Source organism: Chryseobacterium sp. Bi04 (assembly GCF_918698085.1).
Lineage (GTDB): Bacteria > Bacteroidota > Bacteroidia > Flavobacteriales > Weeksellaceae > Chryseobacterium.
Genome location: NZ_CAKKLP010000001.1, coordinates 233,289 through 259,170 on the forward strand (window position 1 = coordinate 233,289; position 25,882 = coordinate 259,170).

Annotated in this window: 23 protein-coding genes; 13 read left to right on the forward strand and 10 right to left on the reverse strand. The window is 36.2% G+C overall.

The genetic code is table 11. The features are described 5' to 3' along the window. Positions 1-24 precede the first annotated feature (24 nt). The 3 genes from LQV47_RS01065 (at position 25) to uvrB (ending at position 4,008) form a co-directional block, all read left to right on the forward strand. Positions 25-396, forward strand: a complete 372-nt coding sequence (locus tag LQV47_RS01065; RefSeq protein WP_230032832.1) for a BlaI/MecI/CopY family transcriptional regulator — start codon at positions 25-27, stop codon at positions 394-396. Positions 397-400: 4 nt separating this feature from the next. Beyond that, the gene (locus LQV47_RS01070) at positions 401-1,801 is read left to right on the forward strand and encodes a M56 family metallopeptidase (protein ID WP_230032834.1); all 1,401 of its coding nucleotides are present in this window, start codon (positions 401-403) and stop codon (positions 1,799-1,801) included. 215 nt (positions 1,802-2,016) lie between these two features. Next, positions 2,017-4,008 (forward strand): excinuclease ABC subunit UvrB, encoded by a 1,992-nt coding sequence (gene uvrB / locus LQV47_RS01075; protein WP_230032836.1) that lies wholly within the window; start codon positions 2,017-2,019, stop codon positions 4,006-4,008. 85 nt (positions 4,009-4,093) lie between these two features. Here the strand turns inward: uvrB and LQV47_RS01080 are convergent, their stop codons facing one another. From LQV47_RS01080 to LQV47_RS01095, 4 genes are all read right to left on the reverse strand, one after another. After that, complete coding sequence (locus LQV47_RS01080; protein WP_257189586.1) at positions 4,094-4,330, reverse strand: DUF3820 family protein; 237 nt, start codon at positions 4,328-4,330, stop codon at positions 4,094-4,096. Positions 4,331-4,340: 10 nt separating this feature from the next. Next, the gene (locus tag LQV47_RS01085) at positions 4,341-5,420 is read right to left on the reverse strand and encodes an AI-2E family transporter (RefSeq protein WP_230032837.1); all 1,080 of its coding nucleotides are present in this window, start codon (positions 5,418-5,420) and stop codon (positions 4,341-4,343) included. Positions 5,421-5,435: 15 nt separating this feature from the next. Then, positions 5,436-6,164, reverse strand: coding sequence for a beta-carotene 15,15'-monooxygenase (locus LQV47_RS01090; RefSeq protein ID WP_230032838.1), 729 nt, complete (start codon positions 6,162-6,164; stop codon positions 5,436-5,438). A gap of 71 nt (positions 6,165-6,235) precedes the next feature. Then, positions 6,236-6,961, reverse strand: a complete 726-nt coding sequence (locus LQV47_RS01095) for a hypothetical protein (protein ID WP_230032840.1) — start codon at positions 6,959-6,961, stop codon at positions 6,236-6,238. A 44-nt stretch (positions 6,962-7,005) separates the two neighbouring features. On the opposite strand from LQV47_RS01095, the gene LQV47_RS01100 reads away from it, so the two are divergent. After that, positions 7,006-7,983: an aminodeoxychorismate synthase component I gene (locus LQV47_RS01100; RefSeq protein ID WP_230032842.1), complete on the forward strand. Its 978-nt coding sequence runs from the start codon at positions 7,006-7,008 to the stop codon at positions 7,981-7,983. Then, a complete protein-coding gene (locus LQV47_RS01105) occupies positions 7,967-8,593 on the forward strand; it encodes an aminotransferase class IV (RefSeq protein ID WP_230032846.1) in 627 nt (208 codons plus the stop codon). Before LQV47_RS01100 ends, LQV47_RS01105 begins: the two co-directional genes overlap by 17 nt. A gap of 2 nt (positions 8,594-8,595) precedes the next feature. Here the strand turns inward: LQV47_RS01105 and menD are convergent, their stop codons facing one another. Then, positions 8,596-10,266, reverse strand: a complete 1,671-nt coding sequence (gene menD, locus LQV47_RS01110) for a 2-succinyl-5-enolpyruvyl-6-hydroxy-3-cyclohexene-1-carboxylic-acid synthase (protein ID WP_230032854.1) — start codon at positions 10,264-10,266, stop codon at positions 8,596-8,598. Between the two features lie 84 nt (positions 10,267-10,350). On the opposite strand from menD, the gene LQV47_RS01115 reads away from it, so the two are divergent. The 3 genes from LQV47_RS01115 (at position 10,351) to LQV47_RS01125 (ending at position 12,072) form a co-directional block, all read left to right on the forward strand. Then, positions 10,351-11,301: a 2-oxoglutarate and iron-dependent oxygenase domain-containing protein gene (locus tag LQV47_RS01115; protein WP_230032856.1), complete on the forward strand. Its 951-nt coding sequence runs from the start codon at positions 10,351-10,353 to the stop codon at positions 11,299-11,301. 253 nt (positions 11,302-11,554) lie between these two features. Then, positions 11,555-11,713 carry a hypothetical protein gene (locus LQV47_RS01120; protein ID WP_230032857.1) on the forward strand — a complete coding sequence of 53 codons (159 nt, stop codon included), beginning with the start codon at positions 11,555-11,557 and terminating at the stop codon, positions 11,711-11,713. 188 nt (positions 11,714-11,901) lie between these two features. Beyond that, positions 11,902-12,072 carry a bacteriocin gene (locus LQV47_RS01125; RefSeq protein WP_230032859.1) on the forward strand — a complete coding sequence of 57 codons (171 nt, stop codon included), beginning with the start codon at positions 11,902-11,904 and terminating at the stop codon, positions 12,070-12,072. A gap of 72 nt (positions 12,073-12,144) precedes the next feature. On the opposite strand, the gene LQV47_RS01130 is transcribed toward LQV47_RS01125, so the two are convergent. Both LQV47_RS01130 and LQV47_RS01135 read right to left on the reverse strand, forming a co-directional pair. Then, the gene (locus LQV47_RS01130; protein ID WP_230032861.1) at positions 12,145-13,194 is read right to left on the reverse strand and encodes a PA0069 family radical SAM protein; all 1,050 of its coding nucleotides are present in this window, start codon (positions 13,192-13,194) and stop codon (positions 12,145-12,147) included. Between the two features lie 123 nt (positions 13,195-13,317). After that, the gene (locus LQV47_RS01135) at positions 13,318-13,512 is read right to left on the reverse strand and encodes a hypothetical protein (RefSeq protein WP_230032863.1); all 195 of its coding nucleotides are present in this window, start codon (positions 13,510-13,512) and stop codon (positions 13,318-13,320) included. Positions 13,513-13,686: 174 nt separating this feature from the next. Here LQV47_RS01135 and LQV47_RS01140 point away from each other — a divergent pair, with 174 nt between their 5' ends. Then, positions 13,687-14,037: a hypothetical protein gene (locus LQV47_RS01140; RefSeq protein WP_230032865.1), complete on the forward strand. Its 351-nt coding sequence runs from the start codon at positions 13,687-13,689 to the stop codon at positions 14,035-14,037. A gap of 119 nt (positions 14,038-14,156) precedes the next feature. On the opposite strand, the gene LQV47_RS01145 is transcribed toward LQV47_RS01140, so the two are convergent. The 3 genes from LQV47_RS01145 to LQV47_RS01155 form a co-directional block, all read right to left on the reverse strand. Beyond that, entirely contained in the window at positions 14,157-16,814 is a 2,658-nt protein-coding gene (locus LQV47_RS01145) for a hypothetical protein (RefSeq protein ID WP_230032867.1), read from the reverse strand. A 193-nt stretch (positions 16,815-17,007) separates the two neighbouring features. Next, positions 17,008-17,799 (reverse strand): DUF2797 domain-containing protein, encoded by a 792-nt coding sequence (locus LQV47_RS01150; protein WP_230032869.1) that lies wholly within the window; start codon positions 17,797-17,799, stop codon positions 17,008-17,010. Positions 17,800-17,836: 37 nt separating this feature from the next. Continuing rightward, positions 17,837-18,895 (reverse strand): DUF389 domain-containing protein, encoded by a 1,059-nt coding sequence (locus LQV47_RS01155; RefSeq protein WP_230032871.1) that lies wholly within the window; start codon positions 18,893-18,895, stop codon positions 17,837-17,839. A gap of 76 nt (positions 18,896-18,971) precedes the next feature. Between LQV47_RS01155 and LQV47_RS01160 the strand changes: the two genes are divergently transcribed. The 4 genes from LQV47_RS01160 to LQV47_RS01175 all read left to right on the forward strand — a co-directional run bounded on the left by LQV47_RS01160 (position 18,972) and on the right by LQV47_RS01175 (position 25,858). Beyond that, positions 18,972-20,000 carry a GDP-mannose 4,6-dehydratase gene (locus LQV47_RS01160; protein ID WP_230032872.1) on the forward strand — a complete coding sequence of 343 codons (1,029 nt, stop codon included), beginning with the start codon at positions 18,972-18,974 and terminating at the stop codon, positions 19,998-20,000. A gap of 134 nt (positions 20,001-20,134) precedes the next feature. Beyond that, complete coding sequence (locus tag LQV47_RS01165; protein ID WP_002662059.1) at positions 20,135-20,356, forward strand: DUF2795 domain-containing protein; 222 nt, start codon at positions 20,135-20,137, stop codon at positions 20,354-20,356. A 121-nt stretch (positions 20,357-20,477) separates the two neighbouring features. Then, entirely contained in the window at positions 20,478-23,552 is a 3,075-nt protein-coding gene (gene secA, locus LQV47_RS01170) for a preprotein translocase subunit SecA (RefSeq protein ID WP_230032874.1), read from the forward strand. Positions 23,553-23,701: 149 nt separating this feature from the next. Beyond that, positions 23,702-25,858 (forward strand): TonB-dependent siderophore receptor, encoded by a 2,157-nt coding sequence (locus LQV47_RS01175; RefSeq protein ID WP_230032875.1) that lies wholly within the window; start codon positions 23,702-23,704, stop codon positions 25,856-25,858. Positions 25,859-25,882 lie beyond the last annotated feature (24 nt).

The window sequence follows — 25,882 nt, forward strand, 5'->3', positions numbered from 1 at the left end:
TAGAACTAATTGCGATATTGTAGAATGAAAGAAATAAAACTAACTGATTCAGAAAAAGCTCTTATGGAAATTCTTTGGGAAAAAAAGAAAATTTTCATGAAAGAAATTTTAGATTCTTATCCTGAGCCAAAACCGGCCGCAACTACGGTCGCCACACTGCTGAAAAGAATGCAGAATAAAGATCTGGTAGGATATACATTGTATGGAAATTCCCGCGAATACTATCCAAAGGTAGAGAAAGGGGAATATTTCAAGGAAGAAATGACTTCCATGATTGACCGTTTTTTCAACAGCTCGGTGACACAGTTTGCCTCTTTTTTTACTTCTAATGCCAAACTGAGTCAAAAACAGCTGAAAGAACTTCGTGAAATAATAGATCAACAGATAAAAGACTAAAAAAATGGTTGCTATTGTTCTAAAAATAATGATCTGCTCTTCACTATTGATCGCGATATACCACTTGTTTTTGGAAAAAGAGAAAATGTATGGATTTAACAGGTTCTATTTACTGTTCTCCCTTGTATTTTCTTATACGGTACCTTTTGTTTCAATTACAACCTCCTTTCAAAAACCAGAAAAAACTGCTCAGCTGACTATTGAAGAAACGGCACAGCAGATGATCATGACACCTTCCGGACAAAGCTCTTTTGACTGGATGAATATGATGTGGATTCTTTATGCAGCTATCAGTATTTTTCTACTGGTCAAAAGCATTCTGGCTATCCGGACGATAAAGAAAATAGAAGGTGAAAGAATCATCTATCTGAATTACCATATTATATCAACAGAAAAAAGAATTTCTCCATTTAGCTTCTGGAATACGATTTATTTGGGAAAAAATTATATTACCAACAATGTCATTGATTCAAGGATCTTTTTGCACGAAAAGAGTCATATTGACCAGAAACACAGTATTGATATTGCATTCATAGAAGTATTAAAAATCTTCACATGGTTTAATCCTGTTCTTTTTCTATACAAAAAAGCCATGGTTACCAATCATGAATTTCTCGCGGACGAGGCCGTTTTAAAGAATAATTTTAATGTTAAAAGTTATCAGTCTTTAATTTTAGACGAAATTATCAACAGCCAAAATCCAACACTGACCCACTCATTTAATTTTAACAACACCAAAAAACGTTTTATTATGATGACCACCAAAAAATCAAAATTTATTGTCTTAAAAAAGGCTGCAAGTGTACCTGTTTTTATCGCTGCCTTTATGGTATTTGCTTCGAAAACCTATGCCAATAATCCCATCCAGGCAAATACAGAAACACAACCGCTACAGCCATCAAAAAAAGTGCAGCCACAACAGATAACTAAAGTAATATATTCTTCTGAGAAAAGTATTAAAAATGAGGAACAGATTCCGGTAACATTACGTCTGAAGGAAAATTTCAAAACCACAACAGACACACTATCTCCTAAAAAGAAAACAATAACAGAAGCCAATGAGGGTAAAAACACACTAACCGAGAAAACTTTAAATTCCAATGATCATACTATTGAGCCACAATATCCTGGTGGAAGTCAGGCCCTTCGCTCAAAAATTGCCAACACCATGGATGTAAGCAAAATGAAAGCTTTCAAAGGAGTCATTAAGTCAGTTGCCTATATTTACATTGATGAAAATGGAAAAACAACCAAAGTAACCACGTCAGGTGACAATGAAATATTTAACAGTGAGCTTCTTAAAACCCTCACGGCCTTAGGTAATGAAGTAACATGGACGCCCGGCACTCAAAATGGAAAGGCTATAGCAGCAGTAGTGAAACTCCCCGCCGCACTCTCTTTTTAAAAACCATAACATACAAGCGCTAAATATATAGCGCTTTTTTTTCGGAAATCATAAGGCACACAAATGATCAGAAAACTCAAAAGCAGCAGCTCCACAAATAAGAAAGAAACGAAAGATCATCAATAAGTTAAAATTTCACAATCAGGATATTCGTCTTCAAAACTTTATACTGTCTAATAATTTCTTTCGTATTTTTGTTGTATACATTCTTTTCTATGGATTTTAAGCTTCAATCAGAATATAAACCTACCGGAGACCAGCCACAGGCTATTGAAAAACTTACTGAGGGAATCAATATCGGCGAGAAATACCAAACTCTTCTCGGGGTAACAGGTTCAGGAAAGACCTTTACAGTAGCCAATCTGGTACAAAACGTACAAAGACCCACTTTAGTACTAGCTCATAACAAAACGTTGGCAGCTCAGCTTTTCATGGAATTTAAAGAATTCTTTCCCGAAAATGCTGTTGAATATTTTGTCAGCTACTACGACTACTATCAGCCGGAAGCCTATATTGCGACCACCGGAACATATATTGAAAAAGACCTGAGTATTAATGAGGAAGTTGAAAAATTACGTCTTTCTGCCACGGCCAGTCTGCTTTCGGGAAGAAGGGATGTTTTAATTGTAGCATCGGTTTCCTGTATTTACGGTATTGGAAACCCCACGGAATTCCACAAGTCATTAATTTCCATTGCAATTGGTGAAAAAGTAACCCGAACGGCCCTTTTACATTCTTTGGTGAGCGCGCTATATGCCAGAACCTTAAATGAATTTCAAAGGGGAACATTCCGGGTAAAGGGTGATGTTATAGATGTTTTTCCTGCTTATGCCGACAATGCACTCAGGATACAGTTTTTTGGAGATGAAATTGAAAAAATCCAAAGTTTTGATCCTGTAACCGGAAATGTAGATTCCAACTTTGAGCAGATTCAGATCTATCCTGCCAATCTTTTTGTTACTTCTAAAGAAACACTGAATGGAGCCATCAAGGATATTCAGGATGATATGGTAAAGCAGGTAGACTTTTTCAGTTCCATTGGAAAACCTTTAGAAGCTAAGAGACTTCAGGAAAGAACAGAGCTGGATCTTGAAATGATTAAAGAACTTGGCTATTGTTCGGGAATCGAAAATTACTCAAGATATCTGGATGGCAGGCTTCCGGGCACGAGACCTTTCTGCCTGATTGATTATTTTCCGAAAGACTTTTTAATGGTTATTGATGAAAGCCACGTTACCGTACCACAAGTTCATGCTATGTACGGGGGTGACCGTAGCAGAAAAGAAGCATTAGTAGAATATGGCTTCAGGTTACCTGCAGCAATGGATAACAGGCCGTTGAAATTTGAGGAATTTGAAGCGATACAGAATCAGGTAATTTATGTTTCTGCAACTCCTGCAGACTATGAATTAGAAAAAACAGGAGGAGCCTATATTGAACAGATCATCCGTCCTACCGGGCTTCTTGATCCTATTATCGAAGTAAGACCCAGCCTCAACCAAATCGACGACTTAATGGAGGAAATCCGGAAAAGAGCTGACGCTGATGAAAGGGTACTGGTGACTACTCTCACCAAAAAAATGGCTGAGGAACTTACCAAATACTTTGTAAAATTCGGAATCAGAACACGATATATCCACTCTGATGTTGAAACCCTGGAGCGTATTCAGATCATGCAGGATCTGCGTTTAGGTCTTTTTGATGTTTTGATTGGTGTTAATTTATTAAGAGAAGGTTTAGATTTACCCGAAGTTTCATTGGTAGCTATTCTTGATGCCGATAAAGAAGGAATGCTGAGAAGCCGAAGATCAATGATACAAACCGTTGGGCGTGCTGCAAGAAATATTAATGGAAAGGCCATTATGTACGCTGATAAAATCACCAAATCTATGCAGGCCACTTTAGATGAAACCGAATACCGCCGTGCAAAACAAATGCAGTACAATGATGAACACGGTCTTAAACCAACAGCCTTAAACAAAAAAATATCTGAAAACCTTGTAGGAAGGAGCAAAGACTTCCCGGACGAAAAATATACCCAGAAAGAAATCCTGCAGAAAGTAGCTGAAGTAAAAGCCAGCTATGCCGGGGAAGATATAGAGAAAATGATCACGCAAAAACAAAAAGAAATGGAAGCAGCAGCTAAGAATCTTGACTTTATAAAAGCAGCCAAATTAAGGGATGAAATTGCAGCTTTGAAAAGTTAACAATCTGAGTTAATAGAGAATAAATATAAAAACTTAAGGCGGCATCTTCGATGCCGCCTTAAGTTTATCTTACAATTTACGAGTATTATTTTCCATTTCTCACCGCGGCTCTGATCGGAATCAAAAGATCCGTCAATCCATTCAGCTTGATCTCATAAACGGTTGAAAGCTGCATCCCTAGTTTTCCTTTAGGCATCCCTGTCCGGTTAAACCATTCAAGATAGCTTATAGGAAGATCGGCTAAAGTGGTCCCCTCGTATTTACCGAAAGGCATTTTAACCACACAGATTTCTTTTAGTATTTCTGAATTTACTCCTTCCAATTTTAACTTATTAAATTAATTTATTCTCTCCTATTTCCTGATCAGGTATTTCCAGATCCGGAGGGGCATCTTCATCCGAAAATTCATTTCTGTACACCTGAACCAAAAGTAAGGTAAGCGAAATCAGAATCGGCCCAAAAATAAGCCCCATAAAGCCGAAGAGATTCATTCCCATAATAATTCCAAATACTGTATTTAAAGGATGAATATTTTCCAGTTTTTTCAGCAATGTAAACCGCAGTAAATTATCCGTTAAACCAACGACAACGATACAGTAAACTGCCAATCCAACCCCTTGTCCGGTATCTCCTACGGCGATCATATAAATACAAACAGGAATATACACTATGGCTGCTCCTACTACAGGAATCATCGACCCGGCGGCAGTGAGTGCAAAAAGCAAAACAGGGCTTGGCGCACCAAAAATAAAATAACCAATTAAGGCTACAACTCCTTGTCCGATGGCTACAACAGGAATTCCTATTGCATTGGCAATAATAAGCTTTCTCATCTTGTCGCCAATCAAAGAAACGTTCGCTCTCTTTAAAGGTGCTGATGAGGTAAGTATTTTCTCAAATAACCTCGGCTTCTCAAGCATAAAATAAAGAATAAAGTACATGGACATAATCACCGTAAGGGTATTAAAAGTTCCACTTACAGCAACCGTAGAGATTTTCCCTACTGATCCTTTTACTTTGTCCATATTTTCTTTGCTAAGGATATCAAACCCAAATTTAGTATCGATATAAGTATGTATTTTTTCCAGAAATACATTGAACTTAGCCATATATGCCTGTGCATTCCCTATTTTATCTATCAGAAGGTCGGCTATAAAATAAATTGGCAAAATTAAAATCACCAAACTGGCCAACATTAAAACAAATGATGCCAACCAGGGCTTCCATTTTTTAACTTCCTGTAAATAAAAATTATACTTGCGGCATACTACATAAATTGTGATAGCACCCAATACCGAAGGTATAAAAAGTGCCAGGTTAAAACAAATCAGCCCTGCCAATACCAATATAATAACAAGCAGAAAAACCTGCTTTATAGCAACACCGCTTATTTGTTTGTCTTTATTCATCATTTATTACTGCTGTTTTTATTGCTTATACATGATTTGTCTCGGCTTTCCCAGGAATGCACAGTAGGTAGAGTACATGACAATCATCATAAATGGAGCAGTCAAAATAATTCCAATTCCACAAAGAATAATTCCCGCAATAGAAATAATACCTCCTAAAAGTGTTACCAATAAGAAAACAGCATAGTTTTCTTTTGCGATATTAAAAGACTTTCCTAAAGCCTCAGTGGCTGAAGCATTTTCAAATAATAGAATTGGATATCCTAATAAAAGAAACGGATACACAAAAATAAGTGGGAAAAAGCATAATGCTGCTGCAATAGAAGAAATAATCCCTGAAAGGATACTGTAGATCAATATATTTACAAAATTCTGACGATATCCTATAAACAGATCCGAAAACTCAATCTGACTTTTCGTATTGAATTTATTAACAATGTAGATTAATCCTACATATAAAGGAGCTAATAAAATACCAAAAAGACCGGAGAATGTCATATACATCGGAAATCCGGGAGCATTCCAGTAATTAAAGTCACCTCCTGAATCTCTTATTTCCTCCATCATGGAAGCAGAATTAAATCCTGTAAGTGTTTGTATAATGTATCCTCCGATAAGATAAATTATCATGGCAACAATTCCATAACCGAAAACACCCTTATACATGTCAAATGCATGTGAAATTATTGATCCTGTATCTTTGTTAGGTACAGAACCCTGTTGATCAAATTCGTTAAATTCAGACATAGTTTAATATTTTAATGGTTTTACCAAATTTAACTTATTTTGGTAAAAAACACACTAAACCCTATTGAAATTTATTTTTGTTCGGAAAAAGCTGTTTTATAAAGAGAATAAATCATTGCATTCCAAAAAGGAAAAGTAAAAAGACCTCCTACAAAAAACAACGCAAAACCGATGTATTTGAAAAAGACAGCCACTATAGCACAAACAAATATTTCAAGAAAATATATTCTCAGTGCTTTAAAGTTTAAAGAAATCGCTTCAAAAATTCTTTTATCAGTAAAGAACATTATCGGGGCCACAAACAGAGTAACCAGCACCCAGACGATACCCAAAATAATGGTCTGAAATGTATAGGCAAATACAAAAACCCAGAATATATAATATCCTATATATTTGAAAAAATTAATCCCGTTATATCCAACAAGCAAATCCTTTAACTCCGGTTTTTCATTAAGATCCAGCTTTCTGTATATCTGATAAAATCCAAGGTTCAGGGGGTAGAGAAAAATGGTAGTTCCTATAATAGCCCAGGAAAATTTTTGAAATCCATCATTGAACATCATTTTCGCTAACTGTGCGGAATACACCTCCATTCCGTCTTTTGCATATTGTGCAGCCTCTGCATATTGGCTTAGAATAGCATATCTTGAATCAAAGAAAAAAAGTACCGAAAGGAAAATTCCAAAATAAAAGATCGAAAACATCAGCTGGAATAAAAGCGTTTTATTCCAATAAAAAAAAGCCTGCTTCAATATAAAATCTAGTCCCGGTTTCTGAGGATATTTATTCTGCATCATAAAAATTTTATGCAAAAGTAAACATCAATAAGTATTTTTGCCGAATGTTTTCAGTGAATCATCAAAAATTTCTAGAAATGGATGAGCTTTCTCTTCAGAAGGTTCCTTACTTTTTCGTTATCGACTTCCTATCCGAGAATGTCGAAATATACAAAGAAGACGAAATAGAAAAATCAGGCTTACTTATTGATTTTCAAAGTTTTTCAACCATAAAAAGTAACCAGGAATTACTTGAAAAAATTGAATGGAAATCATTTCCGGAAACGCTGGAAAGCTTTAAATTAGGTTTTGAAAAAGTTCAGAAAAATATTCATCTGGGAAATTCTTATTTGGTAAATTATACCAGAAAAACTAAAATTCAGACCAATTTAAGCCTAAAAGAAATTTTTTATCATTCAAATGCAAAGTATAAAGTTTTTTATAAAGATTTTTTTGTATTTTTTTCTCCAGAAACTTTTGTCAGGATCATCGATGGTAAAATTTTGACTTATCCCATGAAAGGCACTATTGATGCCTCAGTGGAAAATGCAGCAGAAATTCTGAAGAATGACAAAAAGGAAAAAGCAGAGCACTATACCGTTGTAGATCTTCTCCGGAATGATCTGAGCATGGTAGCAGATGATGTAAAAGTAGATCAGTTTCAGCAAATTGATTTTATTAAAACTCAGCAAAAAGATCTGTACGCCATGAGTTCTGAAATTTCAGGTATATTAAAACCTGAATTTAACGGGAAGCTGGGAAGTGTAATGCAAAAATTACTTCCTGCAGGATCAATTCTGGGAGCTCCAAAGCCCAAAACCCTGGAAATCATACTGGAAGCAGAAGGATATGACAGAGGGTATTATACAGGAGTCTGCGGTTGGTTTGACGGCAAAAATGTCGACAGCTGTGTGATGATACGTTTTATTGAAAAAGAAGGCGAGCAACTTTATTTCAAGAGCGGAGGAGGCATCACACACATGAGTAAATTAGAAGACGAATATCAGGAAATGAAAAATAAAATTTATGTCCCAATTCATTGAAAGCATTAAAATAGAAGATCAGGAAATTTTCCTGCCGGATTTACATCAAAAACGTGTCAATCAGACTTTTTCTCACTTTGGGAAAGAAGATCCTATTGATTTGGTTAAAATTTACAAAAATCTGCATCATGATGAAGACGGCCTGTTTAAGCTAAGAGTTTCCTATGATCTGGATAAAAAGGTCCGGACTCAAATGATTCCCTATGCAATTCCTGAAATACATGATTTTCAGCTGGTAGAAAATAACAGCTTTGATTATTCTTTTAAGTTTGAGGACCGGAAAGAGCTGGATAAAATGAAGATGAAGTCTAAAGCTGAGGAAATCATTATCGTTAAAAACAACCATATCACCGATACTTCTTTTTCCAATCTTTTATTTTTAAAAGGTAAGGAATGGTTTACCCCAAATACCTATCTTTTAAATGGTGTACAGAGACAACATCTTTTAAAGCACAAAAAAATCAAAGAAGCGGAAATTACCCTACAAAACATAAAGCAATTCACACATTTTCAAATCATTAATGCTTTAAATGATTTCGATGATATGTTTATTTATCCTATCGACAGAATTATGAATCTGCCGGGAAATGAAGAATACTTGGATCTTTAATTTTATTTAAGAAAACTAAAATAGTCCTTTAATACATCTGCACTGTTTTTCCCGTGGGTATTTACTTCCAGGATTTTTGGCTGTGCATCCGGTTTGAAGAAATTCTCCAATACACGGTCTAAGGTCAGTTCATCTTCCACTCTGATATACGAGAAACCAAAGTGTTTCGCTAAATGTTCCGCATTTTTACGGTGCTTTGTAGCAATAAACTCATCCAAAGTATTGGGATTGGCATTTCCCGGACCTGGAATAATTTTAAAGATATTCCCTTCCCCGTTATTAAAGATCATAATTCTTACAAACGGTGGAATATATTGATTCCACAGGCCATTGATATCATAGAAGAATCCTAAATCTCCGGTAATCAACAATGTAGGATTCTCATTTTTGATTGCAAAACCCATTGCTGTAGAGGTAGATCCGTCAATTCCGCTGGTTCCCCTGTTGCAAAACATTTTCCTTTTGCCAAAATCAAACAGCTGAGCATATCTTATGGCTGAAGAGTTACTGAAATGAATATTATAGTTCTCAGGAATCGACTGTGAAGCTTTATTGAAAAAGTAAAAGTCAGAAAATCCGACAGTATTTAAAAACTGCTGATGTTTTGCATCTTTTTTATCTCTCAGCACATCCCATAGGTTGAAGTAAGGTCTGGGCTCCAGATTAATGAAATTTAAAAGTTTAGAGAAGAAAACCTCAGGCTTAACCTCAATTTTTTCTGTCAGAGAGAAATAGGTATCCGGCTGCCACACTTCATCCAGGTGCCAATGCTGTTTTGGACGTGCGCTTCTCAAAAATTGTTTTACTTTTTTAGAAACTACATTTTGCCCCACAGTAATCAACAGGTCCGGAGCATAGGTCTTATAGTCTTCTTCTGTAAAATTAAAGATCAGCCGGTCAATATGTCTGAAGAATTTTTCATGATGCAAATTCGAATTGGCTTCACTTAAAACAACTACCGAATGGTTTTTCACCAACTGAGACAGTTGGTTTTCCAATTCAGGACTGTAATCTCGTGTCCCAACCAACAACATAATTCTTTGCGAGGTATGCCATCCGGCAATCAGATGGGAGGGAATTTCATACTCTTTATGTCTGATTGTTTTTTCAACAGAAGGAAAAGCCGGAAGTTCTGAAACCAGTTCATACAAAGGCTCTTCTAAAGGTATATTGATATGCACCGGGCCCTGCTTTTCAAAGCAAAGCTCGATAGCTTTTTTAATAATATCGAAATTAATATCTTCTGCATTTTCCTTACTGTCTTCCAAAAGCTGGAAATCACCGTAGGAATGCTGATGAAAAACATCTTTCTGCCTGATCGTCTGCCCATCGAAAATATCAATAAAATCCGTTGGCCGGTCAGCAGTTAATACCAAAAGTGGAATATTCTGATAAAAAGCTTCTGTAACTGCCGGGTAATAATTGACTACTGCAGAGCCGCTGGTACAGGTAATTGCTACCGGTTTCCTCTCACTTTTAGCCATCCCCATTGCTACAAATGCTGCACTCCTTTCATCTACAATACTGAAACAGTTGAAGCCATCCACTTCTGAAAAGTGAATCGCTAAGGGAGCATTTCGTGATCCCGGCGAGATGACAATATCTGAAATTCCATACTGCTGAAGAAGATGTGCAAGTATCTGAATACTTCTCTTAGAAGAATATTTTTTCATACCGCAAATTTAACTTATAAAAAATGATTTTAAAATCATTTAATTTAAAAAAAATGTAATTTTGCTGTTCGTAAATTTCTAAAAATGGATAAAATACCTAGTGTAGACCTGCGTGATTTCCTTTCGGACAACCCGGAACGCAAACAGAAATTTGTAAATGAAATCGGAAAAGCTTATGAAGAAATTGGTTTTGTTGCCTTAAAAGGCCACTTTCTTGATGACAACCTGGTAGATGAATTGTATGGAGAGGTAAAAAACTTTTTTGAACAGCCAGTGGAAACGAAACACAAGTACGAGATTCCTGGAATTGGTGGCCAAAGAGGCTATGTTGGATTCGGTAAAGAAACGGCTAAAGGTTTCAAAAGAGGAGACTTAAAAGAGTTTTGGCATTTCGGACAATACCTGTCTGATGATTCAAAATACAAAAAAGAGTATCCTGACAATGTGATCGTTGAAGAACTTCCAAAATTCAATGAAGTAGGTAAAGAAGCATTCCAGATGCTTGAAAAAACAGGCCAGTATGTGCTAAGAGCTTTAGCTATTCACCTGGGTCTGGATGAATTTTATTTTGATGATAAAATTGCAGAAGGAAATTCTATCTTAAGACCTATCCATTATCCGCCGATCACTGAAGAGCCGGATGATGCAGTAAGAGCAGCAGCACACGGAGATATCAACCTTATTACTCTTTTAATGGGAGCACAGGGTAAAGGTCTTCAGGTTCAGAACCACAACGGGGAATGGATTGATGCTATTGCAGAGCCGGATGAATTGATGATCAATGTTGGAGATATGCTTTCAAGACATACCAACAACAAATTGAAGTCTACTATTCACAGAGTGGTAAACCCCCCAAGAGAATTATGGAGTACTTCAAGGTATTCAATTCCTTTCTTTATGCACCCTATAAGTGCCATGTCTTTAAATGCACTTGAAAACTGCGTAGATGAAAACAATCCAAAATTGTATGAAGATACAACAGCAGGGGAATTTTTACATGAAAGACTGATCGAGCTGGGCTTGATTAAAAAATAATACTATAATAGTCAATAATTGATTTGTTTTGAATGTTATCTTTTTGTATAACAGCAGGTTAATTATTGACTATTTTTTTTCTATACTATAGATCTCCAACTATTTTCCCTTCCTGGTTGCCTGCTTTTCACGAAAACAGAATGCCATGCTTAAGCCCTTCAACTATTTTTTATTTTTTTACATACCACATCGATATTAGTTAAAAATATTTTGTATAAATTTACATTACTATCAAATTTTTAATTAAAACAGTATGAAAAATTTAAAAAAACTAAGAAAAGACCAGCTGAAAAGTATTTCCGGAGCAGGAATCAAACTTCCGGAGCCTGAATTTTGTATGTATTACTGTAATGGTACTGTCATCTGTGCAGGCTGCAGTGATGATTTCAAATGTCCGGACGACTCAATGTAAAATTGAAGTTCAAACATAATTAGAAACTGAAACCACTCTTTCCCGAGTGGTTTTTAATTTCCACACCTTTCTTATAATACTATGAATCAAATCCTTAACAAAATTTTTGCAATAAAAAAAAATAATTCCATCATGGCTGATTTATAAGTATTTTGATTATCTTTAGGCTAACATCAAACTAAAATAATATGAAAAATTTAAAAAAACTGAGTAAAGAGAAACTGAAAAGTATTTCTGGAGGAATAAGCTATCCTTTTCCCGGAGACTGCTTCTATGTATGTAGCGACGGAATAACGTATAAGGAATTGTGCAGGGCAGAGTTTATCTGTCCGGATGGTGAACAACCTGTTATCTATTAGCAACAACCTGTACCTTACAAAAACCGTTCTTAATTTGGGCGGTTTTTTATTTCCATTAAAATCAATTTAAAATTAATCAAACAGCCGTAATTGCTGATCTCTGCTTCCGGTAAAGTTTGCTGTAGAGAGTTTTGGAAACTCCTTTTTTCCATCAAAAAACTTTTTCCGGCCAATTTTAAAGGTATTATGAATCATTTCAGCAATATTTCCTTCTCCCCGCTGCCTTTCAAAATATCTTTTATCTCCCAGCTTCCCCCCACGCATAGAACGGATCAAATTCAAAACCTTTTGAGCTCTGTCCGGAAAATGTGCTTCAATCCAGTTGACAAAAACCGGTTCTACCGTATCATTTAAACGTACCAAAGTATATCCGAATCCCAATGCCCCGGCATCAGAAATCGATTTCAATATAGATAAAGGTTCGTCACTGTTTAATCCGGGAATAATAGGTGCTACCATTATATGTACCGGAATTTTATGTTCAGAAAGAACTTCTATCGCTTTCAGTTTATTAGGGGCAGAGCTCGTTCTGGGCTCCATTTTTCGCCTAAGATCTTCATTGATAGTCGGAATACTTAATGACACAGATACCAGATTCTGTTCTGCCATGGGCTCTAAAATATCCAGATCCCTCAATACCAATGCATTTTTTGTAAGGATATTGACAGGATGTCTGTAGTCAAGACAAATTTGCAGCAGTTTCCGGGTAATTTCAAATTGCCTTTCAGCAGGCTGGTAACAATCTGTATTTCCGGAAAGCAGAATCGGAGCAGCTTTGTATCCTCTTTTTTGGAAAAATTTCTCCAGCAGGTCCGGAGCATTCTTTTTTACCATGATTTTTCTTTCAAAATCAATCCCGGCACTGTATCCCCAATACTCGTGGGTAGGTCTTGCAAAACAGTAAGAACAGCCATGCTCACAACCCTGATAAGGATTCATGGAATATTCCATCGGAAGATCCTCGCTTTTAACCTGATTCACAATAGTTTTGGGAAAAACTTCAGTAAAAGAAGTCTTCACTGCCTCGAAATCTTCATCTTCAGGCTCATAGGTATACCTGTCGAAACGGTTGATAACGTTTCGCTGCGCGCCCTGACCTTTTTTGAAATTTTCGTTTTGCATTCTGATGTAAAATTAAAATGGAATTGACATAAAATAATGAGTTTTAACACTAAAGTTTTCCACAAAGAAAATCCAACACTTTCAAAAGCGTTGGATTTAAACATAATTAAATATATTATTTTACTACTTCAGCGCGAATAATTCTACTCCATGATTTTCATCATCCTGGTTTTTTTCATCAAAGTGTCTGTGATAATCTGAATAACTATCACTATATTTTTTATCTTTCTTCGTTAATATTTTTTTAATGCTTATAAAGCTTAATACTGCCAAAAGACCAACTCCCCCTGCCAGTAAAACTCCAACTTCTTTTTTCATATTTTCTTTGATTTATTGCTTTTACCATTGCAAAAAGTATACCTATTTGAATTTTCTGAATTATAAATTTTGTTAACATTAAACTTTATTTTTAAGGAAATTATAATTCGTTATTTTTCTTATATTTAGAAATGTAATGGTTTAATTATTGTATTAATTAAGGAAAATATTATTATGGAAAATCCGGAAAACATCGACAGAATGACCACTTTAAGCCAAGTCATGAAAACACTCTCTGAAAGAGGAATACATAGGGAATTCAGAATGAATGAAAATTGCGAAATGAAGTTTGAAAATTCTGATAAAATCTATCAGCCATCTGAATTAACCATCTTAAAAACATACCGTTTCGAAGGAGACAGCAATCCTGATGACAGCGCCGTTCTTTACGTCCTGAAAGACAGTAACGGAAACCGTGGAATGATCATTGATTCCTATGGTGCAGACAGCAATTATCCCGGGGAAGAATTTGATAAATTTTTGAGAGATATTCCTGTGCTGGAAAGTGACGAATTTAATTTTTAAAACATATTGAGCTAAATATTATTTTTTAAACCATTACAGCCATTTTGATGAAAAAAATTTTCTTTCATTAATGGGAAAATTCTATTTTAATCCTGATGATATCGTAATGGTTTAAAAAATTATTCCGTTCCAGAACTATCCTTCTTTTTAAAGACATTATGTAAAAAGCCTTTCTTTTTCTCACGTTGCGGTTTAGGATCCGGCTGTTTGTCTTTTGAATCTTTGATTTTATTTTTTATTTCTTTAACAGACTGCTTCACGTCTTTCACAGAAGAAACGGCATCCTTCACTGTTTTTTCCGTTTTTTCAACATTCTTACCAATCAATGTTTTTTTCAAACCCAGCTCAATTCCTTTCCAAAAAAGATTAAAAAACGACTTCGTAGGATCTCTTTCTACATTTTCTACCGTCACCGCCTCTGGGAAGCTTCCGGAATTGGATTTTAAGAAAACATTTGCTACAGCCGTGAGGAAACCTTTCTTCTCATGATTATCTTTGGTAAGAACAGCAATCTTCAGGTCTTTATGTTTTAAATTAAATGTTCCGTGTAATCCAGCCGGATTTCCCTTAAAACTGAAGAGCATTTCCTGAATTGTTCCAGCAGTAGCCGTTACATGAAGATAAGGCCTGATAAACGGATTGATTCCACTTGCAGGAAGATTCGCCGTCCTGCCCGAAATCACAAATCCATCATTCTGATCAGCAACATCAAAGTTCCAGTTCACAGCAAGCGGTGCCAGATTCATAAATGAACAATTGATTTTAATATCAACTTTGGTAGGTTTTCCTTTTGCTTTGGCAGAGTTCAGGTTTTTGACGTTCATATTGAAATTACTGAATATCAGTTTCCCCGGCCCCATACTTTCGGGAGTATCTTCTTCATACACCAAAACAGAGTTCTTCAGGTCCAGATTGGCAATATTCATCGGAATTTTAACGGACCGCAACATCCTGGAATATAAAGCTTTCACTTTAGGGTCATCTTTTGGAATCTTACTTCTGAAAATATTAGCATCAGCAGAATGAATGGTTACATGGGATGCATTGATAAATTTTTGGTGAGAGAAAAGATCCCAGCTGCCTTCTGCAATAATCTGCCCTGCTTTCAAATCATAAAGGTCTCTTTCTACAGGAATCATTTTGATAAACTGGGCTCTCGAAATGAGAGGCTTCATAGCAAAATTATTAACCTGGATTTTATTTTTATTTAATTTCAAAAGTCCGAGACTGATATGGTAGAACTGAGTTTTATAAGCCAAATTACGGGTCGTCAGAAAATAATCTTTTACATTCAAAGAAAGTCCCTGATTATTGGGCTTAGGAGTAATTTCGATACCATTTACCGTAGCGTTCAGGTCATGAAATGCCAGCGGCTGTTTTCCTTTATCATAAATAATCTCGGAGTTTTTTAAAGAAACTTTTCTTACAATTACAGAATGGATAATCCCTGGCCTGGGATTTCCAGGTTTTGTATGACTTCCTGCCTTAATTGTTCCGTTTACATTTTCTATAAGGACATCTTTAAGATCCAGCATCAGCTTTCTATCAATAAAATTAAATTTATTAATATTAAATGCAATATGCTTGGTTGTTACGTCCATTGTTATCCGCTCATTTACAGGAGCTGCCGGTGTTAAAACAACATTTCTGATTTCTCCGCTTGTTGGCTTTAAGGCTACGCTTCCTATCTTAATATTCTGATGATTAGAATAGACAATATTTTTTCCGGAAAATGTGAAATCTTTATATCCGAGAGGAATAACCTTTTCAGAAGTTTCTTTGGTGAATACCAGCTGATTAATGCTTAAATTAAGATTTCCGGCAGACAGAAGATTTTTTCCGTCCGGTTTATTAATCTTAACCACAGCATTATTAAGTTTTATATTTTCTAAGTCAACTTCAAAGTTTGATTTCTTTTCAGTCTTATGAGTCTTTATTCCTGTATTATAAACTGTTAAAACAGGATTTTGGAAATCAGCATTGGCAAGAGAAACCTTATTTTTATTTAAAACGACATCTTTAAAATCCATCCTGGGAATGGTAAATTCAAACAACCGCGTTTTCCTGGGGTAGAACTTTTTAAACTGATCAAAAGACAGAAGCGGAATCAGTTTAAAGTCTTCTACCGACATCTGGCCGTCTGCTGTATTAATAGAATCAATGGTAATAGCATATACTTCATCTGGCCGGAAAAAGAATTTTTGCCCTTTAATACTGTAGCGGTCAAAAACCACGGGTAGCTTGCTCTCTACGGATTCTTCTGTCAGCTGTAAGTTTTCTACAAAAAGATCCAGATGCTGTACCGATAAAAATTTTTGCTTGGTAGGTCTGAAAATAGCTATTGTTCCATCATTAATTCTGATGTTTTCAAATAAAAACGGATTTCTCTTTTTCCCTGTGTTTTGTTCAACAGGTTTTGCAAGAACCACATTCAAATTAGGTTTTGCCAACAGCAGATCTGAGGAACTTATCTTTTTATTGAAAATAGCATCATAAATACCAAAACGGCTTATTTTTAAAGTATCAATAGTTCCCTGTAGCCCTATAACATCAGTGTTTTGTGGATTCTTACTGTTTACGGAAAGAGCTGTCGCTAAAATATTTCCTGTACTGAGATCTACATCCAGCGTCTTGTAGGATACCTTATAGTCCGTATTCTTTTTAATATAATCGGGAAGCTGGGTCTTAAGCCATATGTTCAGTCCAAAATTCGCGACAAGAAGAACTCCCGCCAAAATCCCCAGACTTATTAATAACTTTTTAATCCATCTTTCCATATTGTGATTTTAGTTTTAGCCTAGCTTAAAGATAAGACTTATTGATGCATCTGCTCTCTTTTTTGAATTCCTGTGCTTATAATAATTAATCCTTGATTCAGAAACACAAACCATTTACCTATAGATTCTTAAGACCAGACAAAATTTATATTGAAACCCTTAGCGGTTTTGCTGGAAAGAGTTTCAATACTATTTATATTCCGAGTTCAATTACATATCCCTCGTGTCCTCTTATATTTATAAAATTACCTCCTTCAAATCCCAGATACTGCCCTTTTATTCCTGTAAGCTTCCCTGCAAACTCCGGCTTTTTATCCAATGTAAACGAAGTTACTTTTTCAGGTTTTTCAAAAGGGTAATCGAATCTCCAGAGATTTTCGCCTTCGCTATAGAATTTTTGAAAGTCTTCGGGGAAATATTCTTTAATTTTCTCTCTGAAATCAGCAAGATCTATCTCATCTTCAAAATCATCCTGAAGCATTTTTCGCCAATTCGTCTTGTCTGCCAGATGATCTTTTAAGGCAACTTCTATCATTCCGGCTTCATAACGGTTCTCTGTTCTTGCAATGGGTAAAGCAAAAGTAGCTCCCTGATCAATCCATCTTGTCGGGATCTGAGTATTTCTTGTCACTCCTACTTTTACATCTCCAGTGTAAGCAAGATACACCGTATGGGGCTGCAGCTGAATTTCTTTTTCTACCTCCAGATCACGTTCTGCTACTCCCAAATGCGCTGTAGAAAGCTCCGGCCGGATAATGGTATCACTGGCATAAGGACTTTCAAAAAAACAATTCTTGCAGAATCCCATTCTATAAATCGCCTTATCCTTGCCACAATTTACACACTGGAATCCGATATGTTTGATGCTTACCTCTTTTCCAAACAACTCATTCATATGGATGAGATCCCCCGAAAGATTGAGGTAGTATTGGATTGGTTTTGCATCATAGCTTGTCATTTTTAAAATTTGCCCTTGAAACTGCATACTTGTTAAGTTTATAAGTAAATATAAAGATTTTAATTTATTTAATTTTATTTTGAGTTTTTAATTGGACCATCTCTTCTTTCAAGGCTGTTATCTGGCTTTGAAGTTTTTGAATTTCGGTATGCTCCGCGTTTTGTATATGGGGTGAATATTGCCATATTAAATGAATGTCCCTAATCAGATCGTTATGCTCTTCAAGCCTTTTCTTACTGATTGTGACGCTGTCATTCAGAAGCGTGATTTTTAAAAAATCCTTTTCATCTTTTTTAAAAGATTCATAATTAATAATAGCCAGCTCAGGATGATTTTCTTTGATACTTTTAATATAATGCTCTGAACGTTCTTTCAATTTTTCTTTTTCCCATTTCTTTTTTGTAAGCACAATACTCGGTAACAAAATAATGATTGAAATTAAGCTGATCAATCCGGAAATTTTACGACTCTGAACCTTATCTTTTTTCCTATAATATTGGGGATAACCTAGCATCAGGCTTAGCACCCATGTTCCAACTGCTATAAAAAAGCAGTTGATCAGATAAAAGTAAAAGCCACCCCAAAAATATTCCCAGTTTGCATTGGCTATTCCAAATCCCGCTGTACAAAGAGGCGGAATACATGCTGTAGAGACTGCAACACCAGCAATAACCTTTATTGCTTCTTTTCTTATAATCCCCAGAAACCAGGCCAATCCTCCCAGAAATGCCAAAAAACAATCAAAAATAGTAGCTGTTTTAAAGCTTTCCAGTTGTGATGTTTCGGCATGAAAAGGTGAAATAAAAAAATATAAAGCAGAAGAGCACAGTGCAACAACAATCATTAAAGCCCAATTAATAACCCCTAATTTTATAAGTTTCTTATTTCCTATCGAAAAACCAAATGACATTCCCACAATTGGTCCCATTAAGGGTGAAATAAGCATAGCACCAATCACTGCGGCCGGGCTGTTGATATTCAGTCCAATACATGCAATTCCCATAGAAATGACAAGAAGCCACAGATTGTGTCCACGAAAATAAATTCCCTCTTCTATTTCCTGGAAGGTAAATTCTTCCTCTTCTTCTTTGGGAAGAACAAATAGTTTTTGGAAATTAATCATTATTTTTATTTTCAGACAAAAGTATAAAAACAGCATTCAAGTATTATTAATAAATTTGACAAATAAAAAACAAAGGATGATTTATCTTGTAACAGGAGGAAGCGGCTTTATTGGTTCTCATTTAATTGAACAATTATTAAGAAATGGACATTCTGTCATAAACATTGACAATTTTGATGATTTCTACAGTTATCATGTTAAAATCAAAAATACTTTAGAGTCTATTGGTGTAATTTCTGATTTTGAGTTTTCTGACAAAGAGACCGATATTCAGCGTTTGATCAGCCTCTCTCATTCTGACACCTATTCGCTTTACCATCAGGATATTAGAGATAAAAAAGGACTTGAAAACATCTTTAAAGATCATACAATTGACATGGTAATCCACCTGGCGGCACTTGCAGGTGTTCGTCCTTCCATTGAAAAACCTCTGGAATATGAGGAAGTCAACGTCCGGGGAAGTATGAATCTTTGGGAGCTGTGTAAAGACTTCAATATTAAAAAAATCATTTGTGCATCCTCTTCAAGTGTGTATGGAAATAATGTTAAAATTCCTTTTGCAGAAACAGACAATGTAGACTGCCCTATTTCGCCTTACGCTGCTACGAAGAAATGCGGCGAGGTTTTAGGCCATGTTTACCATGACCTTTATCAGATTGATATGATTCAGCTTAGGTTTTTTACCGTTTACGGACCAAGACAAAGACCGGATCTTGCTATACACAAGTTTACAAAACTTATTGTGGAAAATCAGGAAATTCCTTTTTATGGTGACGGAAATACGGCAAGAGATTATACGTATATTGACGATATTATTGATGGGATTACAAAGTCTGTCTTTTATCTGGAAAACCACTCTGATGTTTATGAGATCATTAACCTGGGAGAAAACCAGGTGATCACTTTATCTGAAATGGTTGCTAGCATAGAAGGAGCACTGGGAATGACTGCCATAAAAAAAAATCTGCCAATGCAGCCGGGGGATGTCACAAAAACAAATGCAGATATTACCAAAGCCAGGGCTTTAATAGGCTATCAGCCAAGCACAGACTTCCAAAATGGCATAAAAAAATTTGTGGAATGGTTTTTGAGAAAACGACATTAGTAAATTGCTGACATCACTGTAACACAGTTTATGACAGGCAATCATCAAAAAAATTATAAAAAGAATTGAAAATCAAGTATAAAAAAGCTTATTATATAACCTATTTTTATACTTTTGCAAAAAATTAGAAAATTATGTACTGGACATTAGAATTAGCCTCCTATCTAAGTGACGCACCTTGGCCAATGACAAAAGCAGAGCTTATTGACTACGCAATCAGAACTGGTGCACCTATGGAAGTAGTAGAAAACCTTCAGGCCATTGAGGACGAAGGAGAAATTTATGAATCTATCGAGGAAGTCTGGAGTGACTATCCTACTGATGAAGATTTCCTTTGGAACGAGGACGAATATTAATAAAGCGATAAGCTTTAGGCCGCGTGCTTAGAGCTTTTTTGCCCTTTTTATATAGTAACACGATAAGCGTGTCATTTAAAACGCTTAAGACATCTTGTATTAAGCATAAAGCAAAAAATTTATGAGTTTTTTAAACAAAGTTCTTAAAGGGTTTTTGGGAGACAAAAAAGCGCAGGACCTAAAAGAAGTAAAAAAAGTTGTAACAAAAATCAAAGCTGTAGAACCTAACATCCAACAATTAACGGATGATGGGTTGAGACAAAAAACTGCTGAGTTTAAAGAGAATATAAAATCTGCAACCAGTAAGATTACAGCTCAAATAGAACAGATAAAAGAGCAGATAAAGAATTCAACAAATGTTGACGAGAAAGAAGCTCTTTTCTCAAAAATTGAGTCTTTAAAGAAAGAATCATACGAAATTGAAGAGAAAGTTCTTGCTCAGATCCTTCCGGAGGCTTTTGCATTGGTAAAAGAAACGGCAAGAAGATGGGCTGAGAATGGAGAAATTCGTGTAACAGCCAATGACTGGGATAGAGAACTGGCTGCTGCAGGAAAAGATTTTGTAGAAATTCAGGGAGACACAGCTGTTTGGAAAAACTCATGGGATGCTGCCGGAACTCCTGTAGTTTGGGATATGGTCCACTATGATGTTCAGTTTATCGGAGGTATTATTCTTCACGGAGGTAAGATTGCCGAAATGGCAACCGGTGAAGGTAAAACCCTGGTAGGAACATTACCTATTTATTTAAATTCGCTTCCTGAAAGAGGGGTTCACGTAGTAACCGTGAATGACTATCTTGCTAAAAGAGACTCCGCATGGATGGGGCCTCTTTACCAGTTCCACGGAATGTCTATCGACTGTATAGACAACCACCAGCCGAACTCAGACGGAAGAAGAAAAGCATACAACTCAGATATTACCTACGGAACCAATAATGAATTCGGTTTCGATTACCTGAGAGATAATATGGTGGCTTCACCTTCAGAATTGGTACAAAGAGAACTTAACTTTGCTATCGTGGATGAGGTAGACTCTGTATTGGTAGATGATGCCAGAACACCATTGATTATTTCCGGACCTGTTCCACAAGGAGACAGACAGGAATTTGATGTTTTAAAGCCTTCTATTGACAGAATTGTTGAAGTGCAAAAGAAAACGGTTTCTGCTATTTTTAATGAAGCAAAAAAATTAATTGCTGCAGGAAATACCAAAGAAGGAGGATTCAAATTGCTTCAGGCTTACAGGGGTCTTCCTAAAAACAGACAGTTAATCAAATTCTTATCGGAAAGCGGAAACAGAGCATTGCTTCAGAAAGTGGAAGCTCAGTACATGCAGGATAACAACCGTGACATGCCGATCGTAGATAAAGATCTTTACTTTGTTATTGAAGAGAAGAACAATCAGGTAGACCTTACAGACAAAGGTGTTGAATACATGTCTCAGGGGAACTCTGATGCCAACTTCTTCGTACTTCCTGATATCGGGACTGAAATTGCTGAAGTAGAAGCTAAAAACTTGTCTAAAGAAGAAGAGTTTGAAGCTAAAGAACAACTTTTCTCTGATTTTGCCGAAAAATCAGAACGTGTACACACGATGAGCCAGCTACTGAAAGCCTATACATTATTTGAAAAAGATGATGAATATGTGGTGATTGATGGTGAGGTAAAAATCGTTGACGAGCAGACAGGCCGTATCATGGAGGGACGTCGTTATTCAGACGGTCTTCACCAGGCCATTGAAGCAAAAGAAAATGTAAAAATTGAGGCAGCAACCCAAACTTTTGCAACCATTACGCTTCAAAACTATTTCCGTATGTACAACAAGCTTACGGGGATGACGGGTACTGCTGAAACAGAGGCGGGTGAACTTTGGGAAATCTATAAATTAGATGTTGTGGTCATTCCTACCAACCGTCCTATTTTAAGAAATGACAAACAGGATTTAGTTTTCAAAACTAACAGAGAAAAATACAATGCTGTCATTGAAGAAATTGAAAAATTAACCGCAGCAAGAAGACCTGTACTGGTAGGTACAACTTCTGTTGAAATTTCTCAGTTGCTTTCAAAAGCACTTCAGCTAAGAAAAATTCCGCACCAGGTACTGAACGCGAAACTTCATAAGAAAGAAGCTGAGATTGTTGCAGGAGCAGGACAGCCGGGAGTTGTAACCATTGCAACCAACATGGCAGGTCGTGGTACGGATATCAAGCTTACTAAAGAAGTAAAAGAAGCTGGAGGTTTAGCAATTATCGGTACTGAAAGACACGACTCAAGACGTGTTGACAGACAGCTAAGAGGTAGAGCGGGACGTCAGGGAGATCCGGGAAGTTCTCAGTTCTATGTATCTCTTGAAGATAATCTGATGCGTTTATTCGGATCAGAAAGAATTGCTAAAATGATGGACAGAATGGGTCATAAAGATGGTGAAGTGATTCAGCACTCTATGATCAGTAAATCTATCGAAAGAGCTCAGAAAAAAGTAGAAGAAAATAACTTCGGTACAAGAAAGAGGCTTCTTGAATATGATGACGTAATGAACAAACAGCGTGACGTAATCTATAAGAGAAGAAAGAATGCTTTATTCGGAGATCACCTGAAATATGACATCACCAATATGATTTTCGATGTTGCCAATTCTATCGTTACGAAAGGAAAAGCAAATGGAAGTTATAAGGATTTTGAATATGAGATCATCAAAACGTTCACGATGGAATCTCCTGTTTCTGAAAGCGAATTTGGTAACAAAAACATTCAGGATTTAACGAATATCTTATTTAAAGCTGCTCAGGAAGATTACCAGATGAAACTGAACCTATTGAAAGAAAAATCATTCCCTATTATTGAGAATGTATATCAAAATCAGGGTTCAATGTTTAAAATGATTCAGGTTCCTTTCACAGACGGTCATAAAACAATGACTATTGTAGCTGATCTTAAAGAAGCTTATGATACTCAGTGTGAAAGCCTGGTTACTGATTTTGAGAAGAACATTACCCTGTCTCTTATTGATGAAAACTGGAAACTTCACCTTCGTGAGATGGATGATTTAAGAAGATCTTCACAAGGAGCTGTTTATGAGCAGAAAGATCCGCTTGTAATTTATAAGCAAGAGTCCTTCCACTTATTCAGTGAGATGATTGACAAATTAAACAAAGAAATTATTTCGTTCTTATACAAAGGAGAAATTCCAGCGTAAGAAATAATTCATACTATTATAAAAAATCCGCTTCAGCTTTGTCTGGAGCGGGTTTTTTTATGTGAATATTATCATTATATGACAAATATCAATCATTTAATTTATTTAGAACAGTTAAAAATAATATATTTGCAGAAAATTTGACTTTCATGAAAAATGTACTGATCTGTGCTTCTATGCTGGGCTCGATGCTGGTCTTATCCCAAAAAAAAGACACTATCAAATCCAACGATATTGAAGAAGTAGTTGTTAACGGAAGATATTATCAGAAATACAAACTCAACGAAGTTTCTGGTTCATTGAGAATCCAGACTCCCATCCTTGAGCTTCCACAGAATGTACAATCTATAAGCTCACAGGTTCTTGCCGATCAGCTTACATTGAATATGTCTGAGGGCATTGTTCGTAATGTGAGTGGTGCAAGAAAAGTAGAACACTGGGATAATGTGTATTCCAATGTTTTTATGAGAGGAGCAAGTATTTCCACTTTCATGAACGGAATGAACGTTTCTTCTACATGGGGACCTATTAACCCTGATGCATCTATTATTGACAGAATAGAGTTTGTAAAAGGACCTGCCGGATTTATGGGTTCTATGGGAGATCCTGCCGGATTTTATAATGTGGTAACCAAAAAACCAACCGGGAAATTTGCCAACAGTGTACGTTTCACTACCGGAAGCTATAACCTTTTCAGAGGTGAAGCGGATCTGGATGGAGTTCTTGTGAAAGACGGTGTTTTAGATTACCGTATTAATTTAATGGGAAGTTCTAACAATTCCTGGGTTGAAAATGATAAAACAAGCAAAATTATTGTTGCTCCGTCCATTACTTTCAGACCAACAAAGACCACTACATTTACTGCACAGTACAATTATCAGTATTTAAAATTCAACCAGCCGGGAGCCTACCTGATGTCTAATGACGGATATGCTTCGCTGAATGTACATACTAACTTTAATGATCCAAACTTCAAGAAAACTGAAGTAAAAGATCAGAGTTTATTTTTAAGCTTAGACCAGAAGCTTTCTAAAGACTGGGTTTGGAGCACACAATACGCTTATATGGACCTGAACTATGACGGAGGATCATGGTGGGGAACCTTTGATCCGAAAAATAAGGATGTTTTAAACAGAACGTTAAGCAACTGGCAGGCGAAAGGAAAAAATCACATTTTCCAGACCTATGTAAGAGGAAAGCTTACTACAGGAAATATTGTTCACAAAATTATTGCAGGATTCGATTACGGAGACAGAAAATACAATGCTGACTTTTCATCTTTTGCAGGAGGGCCTTTCCCAATCAATATTTATAATGTGAATTACGGAGTGGATCCTTCAAAACTTCCTTCCTCAGATTTTTATACCTTAAACACTTCTGCTCCATTTTATAATGACCAGGGAGTAAAATATACTTCTTATTACGCTCAGGATCAGATTGAAATGTTTAACAATAAGCTAAGAATAACATTAGCGGGAAGATACACAAGCGGTAAAACCTATTCGGCATATCCTAACCTGAGTCCTGGAACTCCTATTGTACCTGATACAGCAGGAGAGTTTACACCAAGAGTGGGAGTAAGCTACTCTATTGATGAAGATTTCTCGGCCTATGGTATCTATGACAAAACTTTTACACCACAGTCCGGAACTGGGATTAACCAAACTAAGATTACAGATCCTTTCAGAGGTCAGAATATTGAATTCGGATTGAAGAAAGACTGGTTCGGTGGAAAATGGAACACGACTTTCGCTGTGTACGAAATCAGAAGGCAAAATATTCTTGTTGCCGGAAATTCAAATGAAAACGGTGGTGTAGCTTTTCAAGTTCCCACCGGTGAACAAAGAGCAAGAGGTTTTGAAACTGATATCAAAGGAGAAATCATCAAAGGGATGAACATTGTTATCAACTATGCTTATACAGATGCAAAAACCATCAAAGACACAGACCCTACAAGAATTGGAATTCAGTCTCCGGGAAATGCGAAAAATGTACAAAATACTTGGGTAAGCTACAGGTTTGAAAATGGCCCTATGAAAGGATTCGGAATTTCAGCTGGTTATCAGTATCAGGGAGGAAGACAATCCTGGTTTGGAGTAGGAGCAACAAAAGATCAAAGCCTTCCGGATTATTTTGATACCAACTTCGGAGTTTCCTATGTTGCCAAAAAATTCGATGTCAACCTAATATTGAATAATGTCCTTAACAAAAAGCTTTACAGTGGATACAGAGGAGATGCCGGCGAATATGCTTGGATCTACAATGCTCCTCGTAACTGGAGACTATCAATAGGATATAAATTTTAAAAATTAAGGTTAACCCTCTGGAGG

Bases quoted from the DNA above. Each gene is read 5' to 3' on its own strand.
- LQV47_RS01065 (WP_230032832.1), top strand. From the start codon at position 25: ATGAAAGAAATAAAACTAACTGATTCAGAAAAAGCTCTTATGGAAATT.
- LQV47_RS01070 (WP_230032834.1), top strand. From the start codon at position 401: ATGGTTGCTATTGTTCTAAAAATAATGATCTGCTCTTCACTATTGATC.
- uvrB (WP_230032836.1), top strand. From the start codon at position 2,017: ATGGATTTTAAGCTTCAATCAGAATATAAACCTACCGGAGACCAGCCA.
- LQV47_RS01085 (WP_230032837.1), bottom strand. From the start codon at position 5,420: ATGATGAATAAAGACAAACAAATAAGCGGTGTTGCTATAAAGCAGGTT.
- LQV47_RS01090 (WP_230032838.1), bottom strand. From the start codon at position 6,164: ATGTCTGAATTTAACGAATTTGATCAACAGGGTTCTGTACCTAACAAA.
- LQV47_RS01095 (WP_230032840.1), bottom strand. From the start codon at position 6,961: ATGATGCAGAATAAATATCCTCAGAAACCGGGACTAGATTTTATATTG.
- LQV47_RS01100 (WP_230032842.1), top strand. From the start codon at position 7,006: ATGTTTTCAGTGAATCATCAAAAATTTCTAGAAATGGATGAGCTTTCT.
- LQV47_RS01105 (WP_230032846.1), top strand. From the start codon at position 7,967: ATGTCCCAATTCATTGAAAGCATTAAAATAGAAGATCAGGAAATTTTC.
- menD (WP_230032854.1), bottom strand. From the start codon at position 10,266: ATGAAAAAATATTCTTCTAAGAGAAGTATTCAGATACTTGCACATCTT.
- LQV47_RS01115 (WP_230032856.1), top strand. From the start codon at position 10,351: ATGGATAAAATACCTAGTGTAGACCTGCGTGATTTCCTTTCGGACAAC.
- LQV47_RS01120 (WP_230032857.1), top strand. From the start codon at position 11,555: ATGAAAAATTTAAAAAAACTAAGAAAAGACCAGCTGAAAAGTATTTCC.
- LQV47_RS01125 (WP_230032859.1), top strand. From the start codon at position 11,902: ATGAAAAATTTAAAAAAACTGAGTAAAGAGAAACTGAAAAGTATTTCT.
- LQV47_RS01130 (WP_230032861.1), bottom strand. From the start codon at position 13,194: ATGCAAAACGAAAATTTCAAAAAAGGTCAGGGCGCGCAGCGAAACGTT.
- LQV47_RS01135 (WP_230032863.1), bottom strand. From the start codon at position 13,512: ATGAAAAAAGAAGTTGGAGTTTTACTGGCAGGGGGAGTTGGTCTTTTG.
- LQV47_RS01140 (WP_230032865.1), top strand. From the start codon at position 13,687: ATGGAAAATCCGGAAAACATCGACAGAATGACCACTTTAAGCCAAGTC.
- LQV47_RS01145 (WP_230032867.1), bottom strand. From the start codon at position 16,814: ATGGAAAGATGGATTAAAAAGTTATTAATAAGTCTGGGGATTTTGGCG.
- LQV47_RS01150 (WP_230032869.1), bottom strand. From the start codon at position 17,799: ATGCAGTTTCAAGGGCAAATTTTAAAAATGACAAGCTATGATGCAAAA.
- LQV47_RS01155 (WP_230032871.1), bottom strand. From the start codon at position 18,895: ATGATTAATTTCCAAAAACTATTTGTTCTTCCCAAAGAAGAAGAGGAA.
- LQV47_RS01160 (WP_230032872.1), top strand. From the start codon at position 18,972: ATGATTTATCTTGTAACAGGAGGAAGCGGCTTTATTGGTTCTCATTTA.
- LQV47_RS01165 (WP_002662059.1), top strand. From the start codon at position 20,135: ATGTACTGGACATTAGAATTAGCCTCCTATCTAAGTGACGCACCTTGG.
- secA (WP_230032874.1), top strand. From the start codon at position 20,478: ATGAGTTTTTTAAACAAAGTTCTTAAAGGGTTTTTGGGAGACAAAAAA.
- LQV47_RS01175 (WP_230032875.1), top strand. From the start codon at position 23,702: ATGAAAAATGTACTGATCTGTGCTTCTATGCTGGGCTCGATGCTGGTC.